Consider the following 21,476-nt stretch of genomic DNA (forward strand, 5'->3'; position numbering starts at 1 on the left):
CTGGCAGGTCAGGATCAACCGTGAAGGTGATCAAGTCGTAATTATATTCAACACCAGCTGCAGGCTCAAAGAAGCTCTGGAAACAGGTGTAATCATCAAGAACAATCGTTGGCTCGGTGCCGTCGATGCTACCTTCCAGGGTCTGGAGAGCAAAATCTACCGTTACCTCGTCCGTATTAGCAGGACATTCGATTACTGGATCGGTTTTGTCTTCTGCCAGGATTGTTCCCCAACAGGTGTAGACAATCTCGCCATCTTCCACGATCTCGATCATGTAGGTGTGTTCGCCACAACCGTACAATACATTGCTGTCGGTACCGTCAACCGTGATGATGAACTCATCAACACAGCCGTAAAGGCCCGTAAGAATCATGTCTTCTGTAATCGTAGCGCTACAGTCTGCACCCAGCGTTACGTTCAGGTTAGCGATACAGCCCAGTTCGATCGGAGGTTCTACAAAACCAGCGTCTACCGTTTCGATATCATCTCCGGAGAACAGATCGTAGAATGGGGTCGTGAACGTCGTTTGATCCTGATCAGAATCTAGTGCATCATCACCGACATTTGGTGTAACAGCCAAAAGAATAGCTCCACACTCATCAAGTGCTGTACTCGCATCAAAGATCACTTTGTAGCTACCAGGAGCCAGGTCTTCGAACTTGTAGTAGCCGTTCTCATCCGTAAACAATTCAAGCATTACTGGCTGTCCAGCATTATTCGTACCCATTAGCCTTACCCGAACGCCTTCGATGGGGCTATCAGGTACTGCGCCTGTACTCACCTGCGTATCATCAGCAGCATTGAAGTTTTCGTCCAACCATACAAAGTCGCCCAGTTCGGCAGGAATGTAAGCACCGAAGTCGAAGCTCAGATCGTCCTGCATATCAGGGAAACCGTTGATGCCTCCAGGGTTATCGCCCGTGCCATTTTCGCCTTCCGGTAGGGCCATTGGGTCGACAATGGTGAATTCTACACCTGCGTGATCGTCACTGTCGATTTCGTCATCGCCAGGAATGTTCGACCAGGTTGGGACAAAGTCACCAGGTAAGGTCGGAATGCTGATACTGTAAGTACCAGGATTCAAGCCACAGAAGTTGTAGACGCCATCAGTGGTGCCGTCATTCGCGGTTGTTACCGTGTAAGTACGGTTATCATCAGTGGTGTTTACATCACCATCAGGGCCAAACCACAACAGTTCTACGTCTACACCATTGAGGCCAAGGTCACCAGCTTCGTCTTGTACTCCATTGCCGTTGTAGTCTTCCCAAACAAGGCTACCTACTTTGCTGAGTTTGACTTTGTAGTCTTCGATCTCACCAAAAGGTACAGTACCCGTTTGGCTATCAGGAACAAGGCCACCGTCCGGACTCAAGCGAGCACGGATGAATAAAGATCCTTCGCTGTAGCCAACGATTGCAGGTACTGGAAAACAGTATTCTGCATCTGTAACACCACCATTAGGTACTGTTGCGTCTGCGAACACCAGCTCTTCACCGGCACCAAACACACCATCACCATTCCAGTCAATCCATACTTGTAGTACGGCATCTTCACCTGTCATGTTCATCGCACTTACGGTGATACAGGACTCGTTGCCAGGAATAAATGGATGGCTGAATACAATACCGTCTTCGTCGCTGCCATCGGTACAAGTACCGAAGGTTGCCAGACCAGGATCAGCATCGTCACCACCTTCCATCATACCAGCCATTGGCTCAGGAATACCATCCAGCTCCGTGTCTACACATGATCCAAGCTTAAGCGCTTCGGAGACAATGTGGCGAGGAGCTTCTGGGCCTGTTGTCGTATAAGTATCCGGTAAATCACCGTAGTCAAAGCCGATGATTTGGATCATGTAATCTTCTACCTCACCACTATTAGCAATACCTGTAGAAGTCATTACTTCACCCATCTCATTGGCCAGGCGAATACGTAGACCTACATCTTGGCCAACTACTGCATCCGCAGGAATTGGACCAACACTTACGATTACGTTTGTTGCGCCATCAGCTACCGTAGCCGTAAATTTCTCCGTTGCCGGATCAAGGAAACCGTCCTTGTTGAAATCTACATAAACAGCTATCGTCGCTTCTGCTCCCGTCATGTTCATGACCGGAATGTCCAGATCTGTTGTTTGTGTCAGGATGAATAATGGAATATTGTTCAAGTCCAAACCGTCTTCATCGTCAACATCCATCGTTCCGGCCGCTGCATTATTATCGTCACCACTGGTGACACCTGCATCAGCACTTGGTTGGCCGTCTACTTCATCGTCAATATTGTTACCGATTTTCAACAGGACCATATCGTTCTCATCCGTGAGGATTTTGTGGGCAGGGCCATTATCAGCAGCTGTGGTTTGGTAATCAGCAGGAGTAAGAGGAGCGTTGACATCGCCATTGGTTCCTACTACAACATCATTCAAATCACCGTAGTCAAAGCCCATCACTGGAATCTCGTAATCTTCAACCTCACCATCAGGGGCAGGACCATAAGGGCTCATTACCGCATCTTGATCCGTACTCAAACGAATACGAATACCGATATCGTCGTTCAATGTAGCAGTCAATGGTGGCGTAACTCCGGTGAGCACAGCTTCTGTCTCACCAGGCATTACGATCGTCGAGTACATTTCATCCGCTTCGAACTCACCATTATTGTTCCAATCAATGTAGAACACCAGTTTGGCATCATCCATTGTCATATTCATCACCGGAATGGTAATGTCTACACTTTGGTTGGTCATAAACATGATGCTCGTTGGATCGAAACCATCTTCATCATCCTCGTCGGTAACATCACCCGTAGCGTTGGAGCTTTGCTGACCATCCGCTTCATCATCTAGTAGTGATCCGATCTTCAGTAAGACCATATCATCTTCATTCGTGATGATTTTGTGCGATGGGCCGCCATTGGCACTTTGTGTCTGGTAATCCTGTTCGGCTGTACCGTTGGTACCGTCGATCAAGTCGCCGTAATCAAAGCCCATTACCATGATCTCATAGTCCTCTACTTCTCCATCAGGAGCAGGGCCCGTAGGACTCATGCTAGCATCCATATCGGAGCTTAGACGAATACGGAAGCCGAGTTCGTCATTAAGCGTCGTCGTAAACGGAGGAAGAATATCAGCTATCGTCACACTCGTCGCTTGATCAGGTACATCTACAAAGTACATCTCACCCATGTCGGTGAAATCACCATTATTGTTCCAATCAATGAAGATCGTCAACTTTGCAGGAGCTCCAGTCATATTCATGACCGGGATATCCAGATCAACAGACTGGCCCGTTACGAACATTACACTCGTAGGGTCGAAGCCGTCTTCGTCGTCTGCATCGCCGTCGGCATCAGGGCTTTGTTGGCCGTCTAGTTCATCGTCAATCGTACCGCCGATTTTCAGCGTTACCATATCATCTTCGTTCGTAATGATCTTGTGCACAGGACCACCATCAGCAACCGTGGTCTCGTAGTCTTCTTCAGCAGTACCCGTACCGGTATCGGTAAGATCACCATAGTCGAACGCCATTACCATCGTCTCGTAATCCTCTACTTCTCCGTCGGGCGCAGGGCCATCAGGGCTCATCGTCATGTCCGTCGTCAAACGGAAACGTATACCGATCTCGTTGTTGATCGAAGCATCCGCAGGTGGCGTAATGCCACTTAATACCGCAGAAGTTGCCAAATCATCAACCGTCGTGAAGTACATCTCATCTGTACCGTCAAAGGCGCCATCGTTGTTCCAGTCAATGTAGACTGTCAACTTTGCAGGGCCACCCGTCATATTCATCACGGGGATCGTCAAGTCTTGTGACTCACCACGTACAAACATCACACTTGTAGGATCAAAGCCGTCTTCGTCGGCGCCGTCTCCATCTGCATCATCACTTGGCTGACCATCGAGTTCGTCATCTACACTCGCGCCGATCTTCAGCGTTACCATATCGTCCTCGTTCGTAACGATCTTGTGCACAGGGCCGCCGTTGGCAGATGACGTTTCGTAATCCTCTTCGCCAGTACCAGATGCACCGTCAACAAGGTCACCATAATCAAACGCCATTACTACGATTTCGTAGTCTTCTACTTCACCATCAGGGGCAGGGCCACCTGGGGTCATCGCCATATCCGTCGTCAAACGGAAACGCATACCGATCTCGTTGTTGATTGAAGCTCCCGCTGGTGGCGTGATGCCACTTAGTACTGCAGACGTTGCTAAATCATCAACGGTCGTGAAATACATTTCGTCAGGACCATCAAAGGCGCCGTCGTTGTTCCAGTCAATGTAGACCGTCAACTTCGCAGGGCCACCTGTCATATTCATTACAGGGATCGTCAGGTCTTGTGACTCGCCACGTACGAACATCGTGCTCGTAGGGTCAAAGCCATCATCGTCTGCTCCATCGCCGTCGGCATCAGGACTTTGTTGGCCGTCTAGTTCATCATCAATCGTACCGCCGATTTTAAGGATCACGTTACCCATATCATCCGTAACGATCTTATGGACAGGGCCACCATCAGCAACCGTGGTCTCGTAGTCTTCCTCAGCAGTACCCGTACCGGTATCGGTAAGGTCACCATAATCGAAGGCCATTACCATAAGCAGGTAATCTTCTACCTCTCCATCTGAAGCATTTCCACCGGCTGACATAACTGCCGTTTGATCCGTACTGAAACGGAAACGAACCGCCAGATTAGTATTAATCACAGCTCCCGCAGGAGGCGTAACTCCGCTCAATGTTGCACTTGTCGCAGCGTCAGCAACCATGACATCGTACATCTCGTTGGTGCCTGTGAAATCACCATTATTATCCCAATCGATAAACATAACCAACTTCGCCATCTGGCCTGTCATGTTCATTAATGGAATCGTAATGTCTTCTGATTGACCTCGAACAAACATGTAATCCCCAGAGACAAAGCTATCTTCATCGGCTCCGTCGCCATCAGCGAGGGGACTTGGGGTGCCATCTACTTCAACATCTACCGTAGCTCCTAACTTAATCAGTGGGGCAGCAGGAACACAGTGACTCGCAGCAGTAGCAACGCCAGCCGTAGGATAAGGAGCAGCTAAGTCTCCAAAATCAAGGCCAAACACTTCTTTATCATCACTCGCACTGTTGACACAGCCATTTCCATCTGTAAACGTGTACGTCAAGGTATGTACGCCAACGCCCGCTGCTGCAGGGTCGAAACTGTACGTCATGCCATTGCCATCATCCGTGACACCAGGACCGCTGTAAACGCCGCCCGTTGGAGTGCCGCCACCTAGGCCAGTCAGTGCACCATCGTTGACACAACAGTCGGCAGGCGCAGTAAACGTAACCGTAGGTAATGCAAACACTTCTATATCATCCGTATCGCTACTGGTACAACCATTACCGTCGGTGAATGTGTATGTCAAAATGTGCACACCTATTCCTGCACTAGCAGGATCAAAGCTGTATGTCATGCCATTGCCGTCATCCGTGACACCAGGGCCAGCGTAAACGCCGCCCGTTGGTAGACCACCTCCTAGGGTAGACTGTACTCCAGCGTCAATACACAAGTCGGCTGGCGCAGTCAAAGTGACTACAGGGAGTGCGAATACTTCTATATCATCTGTGGCTGGGGTATCGCTACAGCCATTTCCATCTGTATAACTGTAACTAATCGTATGCACGCCCGAGCCCGCAACCGAAGGATCGAAGCTATACGTCATGCCATTGCCGTCATCTGTAACGCCAGCTCCGCTGTAAACGCCACCTACTGGTAGGCCGCCGCCTAGGGCAGACTGAACACCAGCGTCAACACACAGGTCCGCAGGCGCAGTAAAGGTGATAACAGGTAAAGCAAACACTTCTTTATCATCACTCGCACTGTTGACACAGCCATTTCCATCTGTAAACGTGTAGGTCAAGGTATGTACGCCAACGCCGGCTGCTGCAGGATCGAAACTGTACGTCATGCCGTTGCCATCATCAGTGACACCAGGACCGCTGTAAACCCCGCCCGTTGGCGTGCCGCCACCTAGGCCAGTCAGTGCACCATCGTTGACACAACAGTCGGCAGGCGCAGTAAACGTAACCGTAGGTAATGCAAACACTTCTACATCATCCGTGTCGCTACTGGTACAACCATTACCGTCGGTGAATGTGTATGTCAAAATGTGCACACCTATTCCTGCACTAGCAGGATCAAAGCTGTATGTCATGCCATTGCCATCATCCGTGACACCAGGGCCAGCGTAAACGCCGCCCGTTGGTAGACCACCTCCTAGGGCCGTCTGTACTCCAGCGTCAATACACAAGTCGGCTGGCGCTGTCAAAGTGACTACGGGAAGTGCGAATACTTCTATATCATCTGTGGCTGCATCTACACAGCCGTTAACCCCTACCGTATAAGTAATCGTATGCGTACCAGTGCCTGCAGTTGCAGGATCGAAACTGTATGTCATACCATTCCCGCCATCCGTAACACCTGGACCACTGTAAACACCGCCCATTGGGCTCCCGCCACCAAGGCCGGATTGGACACCTGCATCGATACACAAGTCGGAGGGTGCTGTAAAGGTCGCATTAGGGACAGCAAAGACTTCTACATCGTCACTTGCGCTAGCCGTACAGCTGTTTGCATCGGTAAAGGTATACGTCAAAGTATGCGTACCTGCTCCTGCAGCAGCAGGATCAAAGCTGTACGTCATACCATTGCCATCATCAGTGACACCAGAACCACTGTAAGTACCACCCGTTGGCGTACCGCCACCAAGGCCGGCCTGTACTCCTGCATCGATACACAGATCGGCAGGAGCAGTAAATGCTACTACAGGTAATGCAAATACCTCAACATCATCAGAAGCACTATCGTTACAGCCATTAGCACCTACCGTATAAGTAATGGCATGTGTGCCAACTCCCGCAGCAGCAGGATCGAAACTGTACGTCATTCCGTTGCCATCATCGGTAACACCTGCGCCGCTGTAGACACCACCCGTTGGAGTGCCACCACCAAGACCCGATTGGACTCCTGCATCGATACATAGGTCGGCAGGAGCTGTAAAGGCAGCTGTAGGTGTCGCAAACACTTCTTTATCATCACTTGCACTGTTCGTACAGCCGTTGCCATCTGTAAAGGTATACGTAAGCAGATGCGTACCAACTCCTGCAGCAGCAGGATCGAAACTGTACGTCATTCCGTTGCCGTCATCGGTGACACCAGGACCGCTGTAAACACCTCCCGTTGGAGTGCCACTGCCAAGGCCGGTCAGTGCGCCATCAGTAACACAACAATCAGCAGGAGCAGTGAACACAACTACTGGCAAGTCGAATACTTCCACATCATCCGTGTCACTACTCGTACAGCTATTGCCATCCGTAAAGGTGTAAGTAAGCATATGCGTACCAACTCCCGCAGCAGCAGGATCAAAGCTATACGTCATGCCATTACCATCATCAGTAACACCTGCGCCGCTGTAGACACCCCCCGTTGGAGTGCCACCACCAAGACCCGATTGAACTCCTGCATCAATACACAGATCGGCAGGAGCTGTCAATCCTACTACTGGTAATGTAAAGACTTCTATATCATCGCTTGCGCTAACTGAACAACTATTAGCAGCCGTGAAGGTATAGGTCAGCGTATGCGTACCAACTCCCGCAGTAGCAGGGTTAAAGCTATAGGTCATGCCATTGCCATCATCGGTAACACCTGCGCCGCTGTAGACACCACCCGTTGGAGTGCCACCACCAAGACCCGATTGGACTCCTGCATCAATACACAGATCAGCAGGGGCTGTAAACGCTACCGCAGGAAGTCCCGCAGTGGGATCCGTAATCGTTACCTGACGCTCGCATCCGTTCAAATCGGTAATCGTTACTGTCACATCTCCTCCCCCCGCTGAATTATCATTAAGCGTAAAGACTGTAGCAACATCATAAGTACCCATCATTGGACTGATACTCGTAGCTCCACCGCCACTAACACTTACGGTATAAGTGCCACTTACGCCAGTACCTGAAGGGGTAAGGCTAAAGCTTATCCCTTCATTACCAGAACAGGCAACTCCAGCAAGGCCATCCGTATCAATCGTACAAGCACTACTACAGAAGCTACTAAGTTCTCCTGTAAAAGGATAATTATGAATCTCTGAACCGGAACCGGAATGAGTAAGATTGCCACCAATGTAGGCCCTACCATTCAGGTTTTGCTGTAAATCCAAATTACCGTTAGGGATAAACACCAAGCCATTAAGGTTACCTGCCACCGTGACACTAGTCGCTTCATAAAAATTATAAACTAAATTGTAGATTAGTGCATCCGGGTCAGACCCTGTAGCACCAAACTCGGGGTCATTTACCCTACCTGCTGTTGCTCTTAGGCGGCTAGTAACTACTGCCCCCGAAACATTAAGGATGATAGTAGCTCCCGGGGCTATATCTGCGAAAAGCAAATTGTCCTGAAACCCAGGGTCCAAATCAGTTCCAGTGATGTTTATGATTTCAATTGCGGCATTGGTTCCTGTCACTGTGCGAGAGACAGCATTAAATGAGCCCGTCGCTGTAGCACTTTGCATCTCCATACTAATATGCGCTGCCTCACTTAGAAGTGTAGTATGATCCACAATGCTCGTTCCATTGTTATCAGAAGCAGTGCCATTACCAACATTCAGGGTACTTGCTCCTCCTGAATAGGCAACGTATCCGACACCGCCACCATTATTAGTCCCCATATTCAGGGTCCCTGTACCAGACATTGTACCCTCTACAGCCACCGCGTTACCTTGATCACTTATCACGAAGGTTCCACCCCCGGATTCGCCAATACCATATCCCTTATCTATTATCAGGTTACCGCCTACAGCTAATCGTCCTTCTACTTCAGCTCCACCAGTTGACGGTACGAGAAAGTCGCCGCCCACAACGATCTGATAGGAGGCATCCAAGCCCCTGAAGGAGGGAGGCATAGGAGGACAGGAGATTGTGCTAAAAGGCGACCCTGCTTGCTCCCCTGGTGTAATTGGAGAAGGATATTCCCCTACTGTACCACAGTATGGGCTAGTAGGGTTGGAGAAAACTACTGTAGGGTCAGGCCCAGAGCCATCAATATTTAGGTTATTCAAAATGTTATCGCACGTTTGGCCCGCCGCAGCACAAGGCATAGCCGCATCCGTACAATCCACCGTATACATACTAGGATTGTTACCAACGTTACTATCAAAGTCATTACCTACCGTATTTTCATCACAGATAGTAAGATTGGTGCCAGAATAACTCCCAGAAACGGTAATATCAGAACTACCATTGGTGACAAAAATGCCACCGCCTGTTCCTGTCACAGGAAAGTTAATAGTAAGGTCACCATCAATAATTTGGAAAGGGGCATTGATTTCACTAGCGCCATTGAAGGTTACATTACCATTAACCGTCATACAGCTATTATTGACAAATTTCTTAGTTGGCCCTTTGTTTCCAACTATAAACTCACAGCCTCCAGAACCGAACGGACCACAAGCCGTATTGACATCTCCATAATTATATAAGTTACCATGGTTGAAGAAGTAACGGCTGATATTGATTTCTCCATAATTATCGAAGACATCTGCTTCATTGTTCTCAAGGCTAGAGAAATTCATAATACCAGAGTTCGTCACAGCAACAGGCCCAATAAGGAGAAGTTGGCCAGTTAGCCCTTCTGCTTCTAATACACCACCGCTCAAGTTATTGAAGGTTGTACCGTTTTGCCCACCAATCTGACCATTAGTACCTGTTAGGGTAAACGTGCCAGCATTGTTAATAGTGATCGGCCCATTAATAGTAGAAGACGTTTCCATTGATCCTCCAGGATAGATATTAATAACTGTGGTGCCATTAATATTCATCCCGCCCATAATCACATTACCATAAACATTGATGGTAACATTTGAAAAGACGCCGCCAAAACTCTGTGTCCATGTAATACCAGCTGGCACACAAACCACATTACCTGTTCCGTTAAAATTGAAACTGACATTGGAGACATCAGTGGAAAAGCAGGCTGTATTGCTGTTCATCGATACATTCTGAAAGTCAGTATTGATATCGATATCACAAACTGCGGGGCATTGTGCTTGAAGGTTTAGTGTACTGAATAGCACAAGAAGGAGACCAAGCGTGTGGCTCAGGTAATTATTTTTCATGTGATCTGTGTTTGCTGCATTTATATCCAAAGGAAACTGCTTCCTAATGATTAAATACAAGCGTATTATGCAAAAGCAACTAAAATTATGCCAAAAAACATTCCTCATCATCTAATGATGACAAAAGGAAGTCTTTACCAATTTATTTTTCTTAGAAAAAAATTACACAAATCAAGCTGAAGAATACAGCTTTCTAGATTAGATATATTTTTTCCATGTGATCACGATACATGGTGTCAAAAAAGCTGACATCTTTCTACAACAGACTACAAAACATTTATAGAAGCTTACCTTATCATTCTACATGAGCACAAACTAGTGCCATTCAGCTATAAAGCATCTTATGCGCAAAGATCATATATTTTTTAAAAAAAGCAAAAATATCCCTTTTTTTATTGTGTAAAAATAACACTTGTTTCTTTAGAGCTTGTTTGCTAGGGACACTTAATGCAAATAGCTTCATTGTTCCTGGTGCTCAATCACAACAGGCATTCGAAACAGGTTATTTGAACGGTCTTTTTCATAAAAAAGCTGGAGCGGATCAATTTCTATTTCCAACCAGTATTCACCGGAAGCTAAGCCTTTGGGAAGCTGCAAATACTGTCCTTCATAAAGCATCCCATAAGTATCATAGCCACCTACGCTGATTCCCTGCTGTTCTGCATTACACGAAGCGTAATGTCCAAAACCATAGTTCGATAAATTCTTTTCCCCAAAAACCTGGCCCTGCCAAGTACAAAGACTATCCGCATTATTACAGATTCCGGTATCAAACAAGCAGTAACTTACTTTTCGCCCTTCAGCAATAATGGTAGGTTGCTTCTCTTCTTCTTCCTTGACTAGGCGAAACTCCACCCAATCATCTACATGAAAATGATCATGCCCTGGTTTATCATCATAGTAGTTGAACCCAGCTCTACGGTCCTCCCAGCTTAACTGGCCATCTGCCAGATGATAAATTCGCTGGGTAAGCACCTGACGAGGATATTCCCAATCTGGGCAAATACTATTTTGAACGACCTCTTCTTCGCCACAATACCAACGATCACTTCCTCTTGTTTCCATTGGTCCATCTCCAATATTGGCAATCGTAGCGGCAAAGCGCAATTGCCCTCCATAATACGGATGATCAAAAGGATACTCTTTAATCTGTGAGCGGGTAAACCTTTCGAGAATAATAAAGTCCGGTAATAAATCACAACTATCTGTTAAATCAGGGCATTGACATGCTTCTGGGTAATTCTCATTACAAGGCCGTTGTTTTTCGTCAGAATAGTCCCCTTCTTCAAAATGAAGGGTAAAACTATTCAAGGTACCCGTTTCGCCCTCTCGCAAATCACGAATCCGCAGCCACCACGTTCCATTAGGGTTCTGGCCATTATTAAGAAAACTCATACGCCCGTCTGGTATATATTCTCCATTAACAAACGGAGGATTAGCCTGATGTATATAACCAGAGAAGCCATTCATCCGAAAACAAGCTTGATAATAGTCCCTTGCCTCTGCACCACCATTACGGTTAGTCAGCCAAATAGTACTCCCATCAGGGCTTTGCAACTCTACTTTTATATCCGATACCCGCGGGTGGATAATCGTTATACACACCTTCCCTAACCCAAAACCATCACCTAAATGGCCAGATAACCCATTTACCTGAATGGGAAATGAATCGACTATTAACGGCCCAGAATAATCTGAAATACGACCACCTGGAGCAATGAACGATTGTGCAAACAAGGGCATCAAACAACCTAATAATAAGAAAAGTAGTATGATTGAATTTCGCACATGAAGCAGCATAACTATATGGTGTTACCTTATATTGTTAATATATCTTGATCCGTAATGTAGTGAAAATGACACGAAACACACCGCTATTACTTACGATCGCAAAGAACTCTCTTTTCCTTTATTATAATCGGATTCAATAAAAAGGCATTATAAATAAGGCGTCATCAGATTTCCCTGATGACGCCTTATTTATTTACTTTCTATTGTGATAGTCATTGCCCCCCTACAACTTAACCATCCGCCGGCTGATCTGGCGCCCATCAAAGGTGAGGGTGTAGAACAGCACGCCGGCAGGTAGCCCCTCGCCGCGGATGGCAAGTTCCTGTTTGCCGGCATCGGCGCGTTGCTGGTATTGCTGCAACACCTTGCCGGTGGCATCGGTGATCTCCAAAAGGTAGTTTCCTGCTTGTGGCAGGTAGAAGCTTATCTGGGTAGTCTCCCGGAAAGGATCAGGGTGATTCTTTAGCAACACCGCTTCCTGTCCGTAGTCACTGAATTGGAGACGTAGATCGTACTCTGCCAAAGCATGGTCATAAGCGACAGAAGGCACCCTGCCACTTACAGCGAGCACGTCCGCTAACCTGGCACCAGCCTTTGCTGCTACGACTAACGTAAACAAAGGCTCGTTCGTATTGGTCTTTTGGGCCAACCAGATGCCCTTCAGTAAGCCACGCTCCATCAAGGTCGTGTTCATCTGCTCGGCTTTCATTTGGCCTTCTTCTACTTCCAGTACCTCAAGTATTTCGGTGTTCAAAGCCAGCTCTACTTCTAGCCCGCTGAGTTGTTCCAGGTCGTTGGCGCGAATTGGGATACGGTAAATATCCCCTGCACGCAGATCGTAATCTGGTGCTTCCAGCAGCCATTTGGCATTGGTGCGGTCTTCGGCTTGCGCCATTACGCCGTCGCTACTAGCGGAGCCGTTAAGGTCACCAATTTTTATACCAATAAAGTCTTGACCAAACTGACAAACCAGCAGGTTGAAATAGCGGTAGGAATCCGGAATCTCCGCAGCGATATCCGTCAAAGGAAATTCAGCAGGTACAAAACGCCAACTCGTATTCGCAGGGAAGGTTTCGATGCGACCGAGTAGCAACTGTTACATCCATAAGAGATCCAGTGTCGTCACCTCGCCATCATTGGTAATATCGGCAGCCAATAATACGTAAGGATCGGTGATAATTTGTTGCAATAACAAGTGGCGTTGGAGTACGATGAGGTCTAAGGTGGTGACTCCATTAGCTGTGTCATCATTCTTGTAAGGCTTGACTTCGTAGTTCGTTGAGAAGGTCAATTGCGGGAACTCAAACTTACCATCATCAATGGTAAAGGAGTTTTCATCAAAAATATCATCAATGCTCAACTGCACCTCTACCCCACTCATGGGCTGGTTGGTACGTGTACGAATGACGCCTTCTATTTCCAGTTCATTCTCGGCACAAGCGCTACAAACTTCATTGGCATCCTGTACAGAAATAATCACAGTACAGTGCTGGTAATTAGGTCCTCCGGCACTGCCATCAGGCTGAAGTGCGTAAGGGTTATTTGCATTGTCCCGAACGACGATTTCACGGGCTGCCTGATAACGATCTTCACAAGTCAATACCAGATTATCAGCACTAAAGTCGGCAGTCATCCCTGGTAGATTGACCGAGTAGGCATAATCACCAGAACAATCCATTTCGGCCATATCAGCCAACAAGGCAGCTGATAAGATCACAGCTGCTTCGTCGAGAATGCCATCACCATTAAGGTCTGTAGCCGGAACGACAGGTGCAAGTTGCACTTCCATAGCGGTCACACAAGTCGGAGCCGCTACGAAGCAATCTGCCACTGTAAAGGCGATGCGCTCACTGCTCAGGTTATTACAACCATCGGTGGCCGCAAAAACAAATGCGTGGTCACCAACGGGGAAGTCACCTTCTATCAGGAAGGAATTATTCGTTCGGGTGAGTACGCTGGTTTCCGTTAGTTCCAAATCATTGGTACCGTCATTATCCTGATCGAGGAAGAGTTGCACTTCCGTACGTTCTGGCAAACAAGCATCTTCCAATGCTACGACGATACTCACCAATCCTTCGCAAGACTCATCTGTTGTACAGAATACTGCTGGCGTTTCGAAAGCAACTACGGGTGCTGTTTCATCCTGAATACTGATGACTTGGGTATACTCCCAAGCACCTACATTCGGCAAATCACGCCAATATCCGGCAGGATTGGTCGCGCAGTCTTGTCCGGCAGGCGGGAACTGGTTGAAGGCCTCACTATCTGCATCGGCGAAGGCGTTGCCATTGTTGACGACCAACCATACATCTTCGGCTCCTTCTTCTACTGCACAGTTTTCATTACGGCTCAATACCGTCGGTGTGCTCTCTCCATCGTATTCACAATCGTTGACAATGAGGTAGGTTCGTGCTAAACGCAAACACTCCTCCCCTTCTGTAGTTAGTTCGACATCTTCGTAAGTAACTGTGAAATTGCCACAACCGCCATTGATAAATTCCAGTGTTTCTAAACCAGCAACACAATCCGTCATTTCATCTTTAGGGAAACGAATGCGGTAGGTGTTGTTACGGTTTATCGTGATCATTTGCTCGTAGACTTCAGCGGTCATGTTTCCTGCACCATCCGTGGCCATAAAGAGGCGACGAATACTGCCCAGGTCGCAATCGTCCCAACTGAGTTCGGGCGTCATTTCCACGATTTCTGCGGTACAATTATCGGTCACTTCCGGCATTCCGAAAAGGGCTACTCGCTGGACGGAGTCCATGGGTTCAAACCCTAGTGGCAAAGCACTACAAGGCAAGGTGAGCGTTTCCAAACCGGCAAGCTCTGGCGCAACATCGTCGATCACGGTAACCATCACATTACAGCCGTTGATGTTACTGTCTGCATCCATCACTTGTAGTTCTACCAGGAAGGTTTCCCCAGCGTCACAGCATTCAAATGCCAGTTCGTTGGTCCAATCACCGAAGGTTCCGGCCATATCTCCAGCGCAAGCGTCGGGTCCTTCATTGTAGAAACGGCGCATGAGTAAACTTGGCGGCTCACAATTATCATAGCTACCCAGGTCCAGATTTTCTGTATACAAAAGATTGGGTGTATCGTCTTCTACCGTCACGGTTAGGCTATTGCGACAGATGGCTGTTGGCACCTGTAAATCCGCAATTCGCATTTGACAATTGCTTTCTATCTGGTTGCCATCAAGGTCTTCAGCAATGTAATGTAGTGTGTACTCCCCTGTTTCAAGGTTCGTTACCGAACGGGCACCATCAAATTCGATGGTTTCAATCAATTCATCATCTACCACTCGGATCAACTCTGTGGTAATGGTCCAATCGTCGATACGGCTTTCATCACAGAAACCGACGAGTTCGGCCAGTGGTATATCAACGGTAGCAGTACAGTCCAATGGGTCAACATCGTAGACCAATACATTATCGTCGGGACAATTACAACCATCTCCGCCAATCGGACAAACCAACCTTGGAGGGCCAAATGGTCCTACTTTGATCTGCTGAGGAATAATATAAAGGGTATCACCATTACATACGTCAGTGATGGTCCACTCTCTAGTCAAGTCCAAAATCAGGTCTGTAGTGATCGGATTGGGAATATCCTTATAGGAAACGGCCAGGTTAAAGATGGTCGTTTGGTTAAATAACGTATCGTAATCTTCACCACCACTTACCAACGGATAGCCCGTATCCTGAGGAGAAGGATATCCGTTTTCATTGAGGCCATAATCATCACCACACTGGAACGTCGCCGTTGCCGGTGGCAATACAATGTCATCAATCGTCGGACGACGGAAAGTCAATTGCTGATCACAGCTATCGGGCTGCCCAGCTGATTCTATGATAAACGTACGGAGAATATGAGCATCTGCACAGTTGTCATCAAAATCCAGTGCATCCTGGAAGTACAAGCTATCAAGGCCACAAAGTGGTTCCACCAACGGGTAACCGACGGTAGCTTGGCTAGCAGGATTATCTTGTGTCCAAAGGATATGATTGTAAGTCAAATCTTCCCTTAGCGTATCGTAAGGCATAAAGGTTGAAGTTACCTCTTCGCTATTGACCGTCATGGGTACATCGCGGTAAGAAACGATGACCCAAGCATAATTACCGGCCGCCTCAATACCGTAAGTAGAAGCTACAAGCGAATAATCTTGCCCTGGCTTCAGTGACTGGGTGAAGTGATTGACCAAGTGCATATCCTGAGAGAACATTCCGGTGGTGTCAATCATAGGATTGATCATCTCCATGTCCTCGTCGTCCTCCAATTCATCTGGATAACTCACATTGAAACAACAAGGGTCGTCGTATCCGGTATAACTTCCGTTGAACAACATACCTGCACCATCGGCATCACCGAGGTCCTCTAATTCTGGCGACAATGGAATGTCGGAGAAGAAAAAGAACGAATAAACATTGTCGGCGGTATCAATTGGTCCAGGTGTCGTTACATCGACTGGCTCCATGAAGCGATCTCCTAATAAAATAGGGGTAGAACTAAACGCCAAGAAACATGGTGCTTCCTCTACAACAAGGTCATCTTGATCCAAGTGACCTTGCAAAATTTGGATACTACCAATGAAGTTTCTCTGGTCGGTATCTTCTGGGCAGAATAAGGCTGGTGTTGGCGGGTTGACCTCAATGGTCTCACCACAATCGGCAACACTGTCAGATATATTCACACTTAGAACGCCCTCGCTATAGCTGTGAGGTACAGATTCTACCAGCTCACCATAGTTGCCGGTAGTACCATCACTGGCTACCCAACTATCGCTTGTATTTACGCCATCAACCAAGATGGTATAAACATAAAAATCATCGCTGCTATCTTCCGGCGTTCCGGCATCATCACACACTACTGTATTAAGAGTGGTGATAACCATACACTGAAAAGAACAAGGTGCAGGAGGCATGATCGCTACTGACCCCGTACAAGAAGCATCATCTATATCCTGAATGACCATATCAAAGGCGCCATCTGCAATAGAAAAAGGCCCTTGGGTAATGGCCGTACCATAAGCACCACTATTACCAGTAGGCTGAATCCAGCCAGCACCATTATTATTAATGCCTTCGGCCAGCAGATCAAACGTAAATAGATCATCATCGGGGTCAGATGGCGTGCCGTTATCCAAACATTGGTAATTGGATACCGTTACTTCCATTGCACATTGATCAGAACAGGCGGTTGGTGCAGTTACCTGCAAATCAAAGGTACAATTGCTATCCGCGCTATCTGTAAAACTGAGATCAACATCACCATCCGCGACCATATATGGGCCGAAGTTTACTGGTGTATCGTAGGCACCGGTGGTCCCGTCATTTGCCAACCAATTGGTGCCAAGGTTATTGCCTGTTACTGTCACCGAGAAGGTAAAGGTATCATCGGTAGGATCAACAGGGGTATCATTGTCGTTACAAACCATATTGCTAACAACAGCATCGTCAATAATACAAGCCATTGAGCACGATGGTGGCGCAACAAATGAAGTAGTGAGGGCACAGCCAGGCACCTCATTGTCTGTAAAGGTTAAACTTACATTGCCTCCTGAAATAGGAAATGGCCCTAGGGTTACCCATTCTCCGTAAAGGCCGGTTTGGCCATTGGTACTTGTCCAGGAGGTTCCGCCATTGGCAGCAGTTACTCTCACTAAAATGGTATAAGTATCATCATCGCCATCAAAAGGAGTACCATTGTCATCACACTGAATGAGGCTTTGCTGCAAAGTCAGTGCACAGACATTAGAACAGGTTCCGGGAGGAACGATAAAGATCGGCAAGTTACAATCTGGATTACCAGGATCGGAGACTTCAAAATCAAGGTTCCCTCCGCTGATCGGGTAAGGCCCCATCAGCATTGTTGTGCCATAAGCACCACTGGTATTATTAGGGTCGGTAGCCAGCCAGTTGCCAGAACTGGTATTGTAGCCGGTGATCTCCAGCGTGAACGTAAAGGTATCGTCGCTAGCATCGGAAGGCGTGCCATTGTTGTCACAAATATTTGGACCTACGCTAGCATCAAGGAAACAATCCGGCGAACAGGTTTCCGCAGGTGCTACAAAAGTGAAGGTAGTACTACAAGTACCATCTTCACTATCCGTAAAGGTCAAAGTTACATCGCCTTCTGATAGTGGGTTATTTTCATAGGTATAGCTGGTACCGTAGTTACCCGTACTACCATCGGATGCCATCCAACTGCCGCTGGCATTCGCGCCGATTACTTCAAATGTAAACGCAAACGTATCATCGGCAGGATCGTAGCTCGTGCCATTGTCGTTACAAACAGAAGCCGTTGCCATCACTGACAAGGAACAATCATTGGAACAGCTAGGAGGAGGAACGATAAAGATCGGCAAATTACAATCAGGGTTTCCTGGATCAACAACCAGAAAATCGATGCTACCATCGCTGATCGGGTAAGGCCCCATCGTAATAGTCGTGCCGTAAGTACCCGTTGTATTATTGGGGTCATTGGCCGACCAAGCAGTGGTGCTTGTATTGTAGCCTGTAATTGCCAAAGTGAATGTAAAAGTATCATCACTTGGGTCAGAAGGGGTGCCATTGTCATTACAAACATTAGGACCTACACTGCCATCAAGGAAACAGTCCGGCGAGCAAGTCTCGGCTGGTGCTTCAAAGGTGTAGCTAACGCCACAGGTATTGTCTTCGCTATCCGTAAAGATTAAGGTTACGTTACCTTCTGATAGCGGGTTATTTTCGTAGGTGTAGCTCGTGTTGTAGTTGCCCGTGCTACCATCAGAGGCTGTCCAGCTACCACTGGTATTCGCTCCCGTTACTTCAAATGTAAATGCAAAAGTATCATCGGCGGGGTCGTAGCTTGTGCCGTTGTCATTACAAACAGTGCTACTAGCCTCAATTGCCAGATCACACTGATCAGAACAGGTCGTAGGTGCAGGAATCGAAAGCGTTGTACTACAAGCAGCACCAAAAAATCCATCTGTGATAATTAATTCCAAATCACCACTGGCAATAGCTAAAGGCCCAACCGTAACTGCTTCATCATAAGCACCCGTAACGGTTTGTCCATTAACAAGCGTGCGCCAACCACTACTTCCATTACTCCCCGAAACGACTAATTGAAAAGTAAAGACATCATCATCGGGATCAGACGGCGTGCCGTTTGAGTCACAAGCGATACTGCTCACCGCGATGGTAGCGTCGAGTTCACAAGCAGGAGGCACCATGGTAACACAGTCGCCATCATCTTCATCGCCAGCATCATCGGCACACTGGTTATTGCCATTGGTATCTACGCCGTTGCCGGGGGTAGAATCGGGGTCATCTTGCGCAGAATAGGTGATTTCTGCTAGTATCGTATAATCGAAAGCAGGTGCGACGGTGCCCATAAAGGTCAGCGTCAGGCTCTCCCCTACCTCCAGGTTTAGGTTTTCCCAATCGATGGTACTGCCATTGAGGGTGCCACCAGTGGAAAGTGGTACAACATTGGTAAGGCCTGCTGGCCAGAGGGCATTGACTGTAAAATCACCAGCATTGAAAGGCCCCTGATTGGTGACCGTTATCGTGAAGGTAACAGCACTACCAATATCTGCAAAGGGGCTATCGACATCAATATCTAGTTCCAGGTCGGTAGGGCAAGCAAACTGACTTAATTCATGAGTATCCGTGAAGGAACAACCATTTTGGTCGGTAATTTCAAGGGTATAAGTTCCAGGAGTATTTACCTCAATTGTTTCAGGTGCATCGGGGCCAGTAGCAATAATGCCTTCCGGGCCAGACCAGGTCAGCGTTGCAATAGCTGCATTTGAGAAAAAGTTCAGCCCCAAGGTCGTGGTTTCGCCTTCACAGATTTCCGTTGCTGCTTCAATTTCAACATTAATCAACGGTACACCCACCATATCGACAGCAAATACATTGGCAAACCACCAAGTATTAAGGCTGTTTTTATCACCATATCCCGTCGTATTGTTATCGTTAATCATGGAACAATCATCCGTTTGAGGATTGAAATTATTCCATGTTCTACAACCAGGGGTGATACAATCACAACCGCCGCGGCCGTCTTTGGACTGCCCGGTGCCAGGATCGTCAACGATGTTGCGATCATCCCAATAGAGAATATCCGTTTGGCCACTGGTCGTACACAAAGGGCGAATAGGTTCTACACAAAAACCATCTTTTAGGAATTCTGTATCATAAACAGCCCAATGCTGAATCCCTTGCGTATAATTTACAGAAAGGTTGAGTTGAGTTCCCGGATCAACAGGGGTTCCATCGCCCAATAGGCCGTCCCAGCTCAGACAGGTTGACAAAGGTTGCCCTGGAAGGAATCGATGCAATAATCGGCGATCTACATCTATATCAAAAACGCCATTTTCGTTAATATCAAGTATAACTTCTACCTGCCCTGGCTGGGTGACCGTCACATCCAGGCAGTAGGCTTCCGATCCGGCACAGTTAAAAAACGGTGCTACGGTAAGTTCTCCACATTCTCCATCAGGAAAAACAACAGGATCAGGTGGTGCGAGGAATACCAGGTGTTCCGCAAAATTATCGGTAATATTCTGCTCAGGAATAGACATTCGGTCAATCCCCAAGTCGCCTGTTTGTCCGGGGCCACTACTATTGAAGGCCATTGTAAACGATAAGCCTTGCAGGCCAGAATCGGCAAAATCGATTTGCGTAACAAAGCCATCCGTCGTATAAGAGTAGAGCTTGCCGTTGAAGCGGCGATCCCAAACACACTCTGGTTGTGTATTACCAACCGTAGGCGTACGAAAAGCCCAGTTTTTTGAAAATACGCGCCCAGGGATTTCTACCCCATTATCGGCTACCGTAAAATCCCAGTAGCCAATATAATCTACACTAATAAACTCGATATAATACAAGCCTGCTTCTCCTGGTGCGAAAAGAAAACGGTCATCATCGGTTGCATAACCGACCCCATTGTTTAGCACCGCCGGACCACTGGCGCCTTCCCAATTGCTGACATTTTCAACAAAGCTATTGATGCTATAAGGACCGTGTATAATTTCATCATTGGATGCCCTGCGAATACGATAAGAATAATTACCGGTACTAGCTGGACTGCCAGACTCATTGTATTCTCGGGAAAGGCCCAGGTAAAGTACCTCCGTTGCGCTATTGAGTTGCACAAACAGGCGACTGGCCTCCGGGCTTCCCAGTGTAGCGAAATTGCCATAATTGCCGTCTCCTACCAATAGCATGACCATATCCGTAGGGTTGGGAGCAACCTCATGGGTACCTTCCGCACGGACAGTCATTAAGGATAACAGAACGAGGCTCAAAAATAGTGACCACTTTAAGGTATACTTTTGATAAAATCGTGTTGTTTCGTAAGTGTTGTTCATAACCTGACCGGTGTTAATCATAGTGTAGGGAGTCAAAGTATTGCGCAAAAAACAAGTTTAGCCTTAGTTAGCTTCGCTGCTTCTTCGAGGTCTCTGAGTTTCCCAAATAGCTGACACACTTAAAATGAACCGTTTAGCCATCTATTTGAAAAACGAAGGCTAAACTTATTTTTG

At 47.3% G+C, this 21,476-nt stretch carries 4 protein-coding genes; all 4 read right to left on the reverse strand.

The features are described 5' to 3' along the window. A partial coding sequence (locus tag A3EU_RS31450; protein ID WP_044086396.1) for a GEVED domain-containing protein occupies positions 1-10,147 on the reverse strand: 10,147 nt, incomplete at its 3' end. Between the two features lie 459 nt (positions 10,148-10,606). After that, positions 10,607-11,890: a proprotein convertase P-domain-containing protein gene (locus tag A3EU_RS0122605; protein WP_020538485.1), complete on the reverse strand. Its 1,284-nt coding sequence runs from the start codon at positions 11,888-11,890 to the stop codon at positions 10,607-10,609. A 271-nt stretch (positions 11,891-12,161) separates the two neighbouring features. Continuing rightward, the gene (locus A3EU_RS0122610; RefSeq protein ID WP_020538486.1) at positions 12,162-13,031 is read right to left on the reverse strand and encodes a T9SS type A sorting domain-containing protein; all 870 of its coding nucleotides are present in this window, start codon (positions 13,029-13,031) and stop codon (positions 12,162-12,164) included. A 3-nt stretch (positions 13,032-13,034) separates the two neighbouring features. Next, on the reverse strand, positions 13,035-21,302 hold the full coding sequence (locus tag A3EU_RS0122615; protein WP_169433390.1) for a DUF11 domain-containing protein: 8,268 nt from the start codon (positions 21,300-21,302) through the stop codon (positions 13,035-13,037). Between the last annotated feature and the right edge of the window lie 174 nt (positions 21,303-21,476).

Origin of the sequence: Lewinella cohaerens DSM 23179, assembly GCF_000379805.1 — a bacterium.
In the GTDB taxonomy this organism is placed as follows: Bacteria; Bacteroidota; Bacteroidia; order Chitinophagales; family Saprospiraceae; genus Lewinella; species Lewinella cohaerens.

What these genes read in the sequence shown, in the direction of transcription:
- A3EU_RS0122605 (WP_020538485.1), bottom strand. Translation starts at nt 11,890, where the DNA reads ATGCCCTTGTTTGCACAATCGTTCATTGCTCCAGGTGGTCGTATTTCA.
- A3EU_RS0122615 (WP_169433390.1), bottom strand. Translation starts at nt 21,302, where the DNA reads ATGAACAACACTTACGAAACAACACGATTTTATCAAAAGTATACCTTA.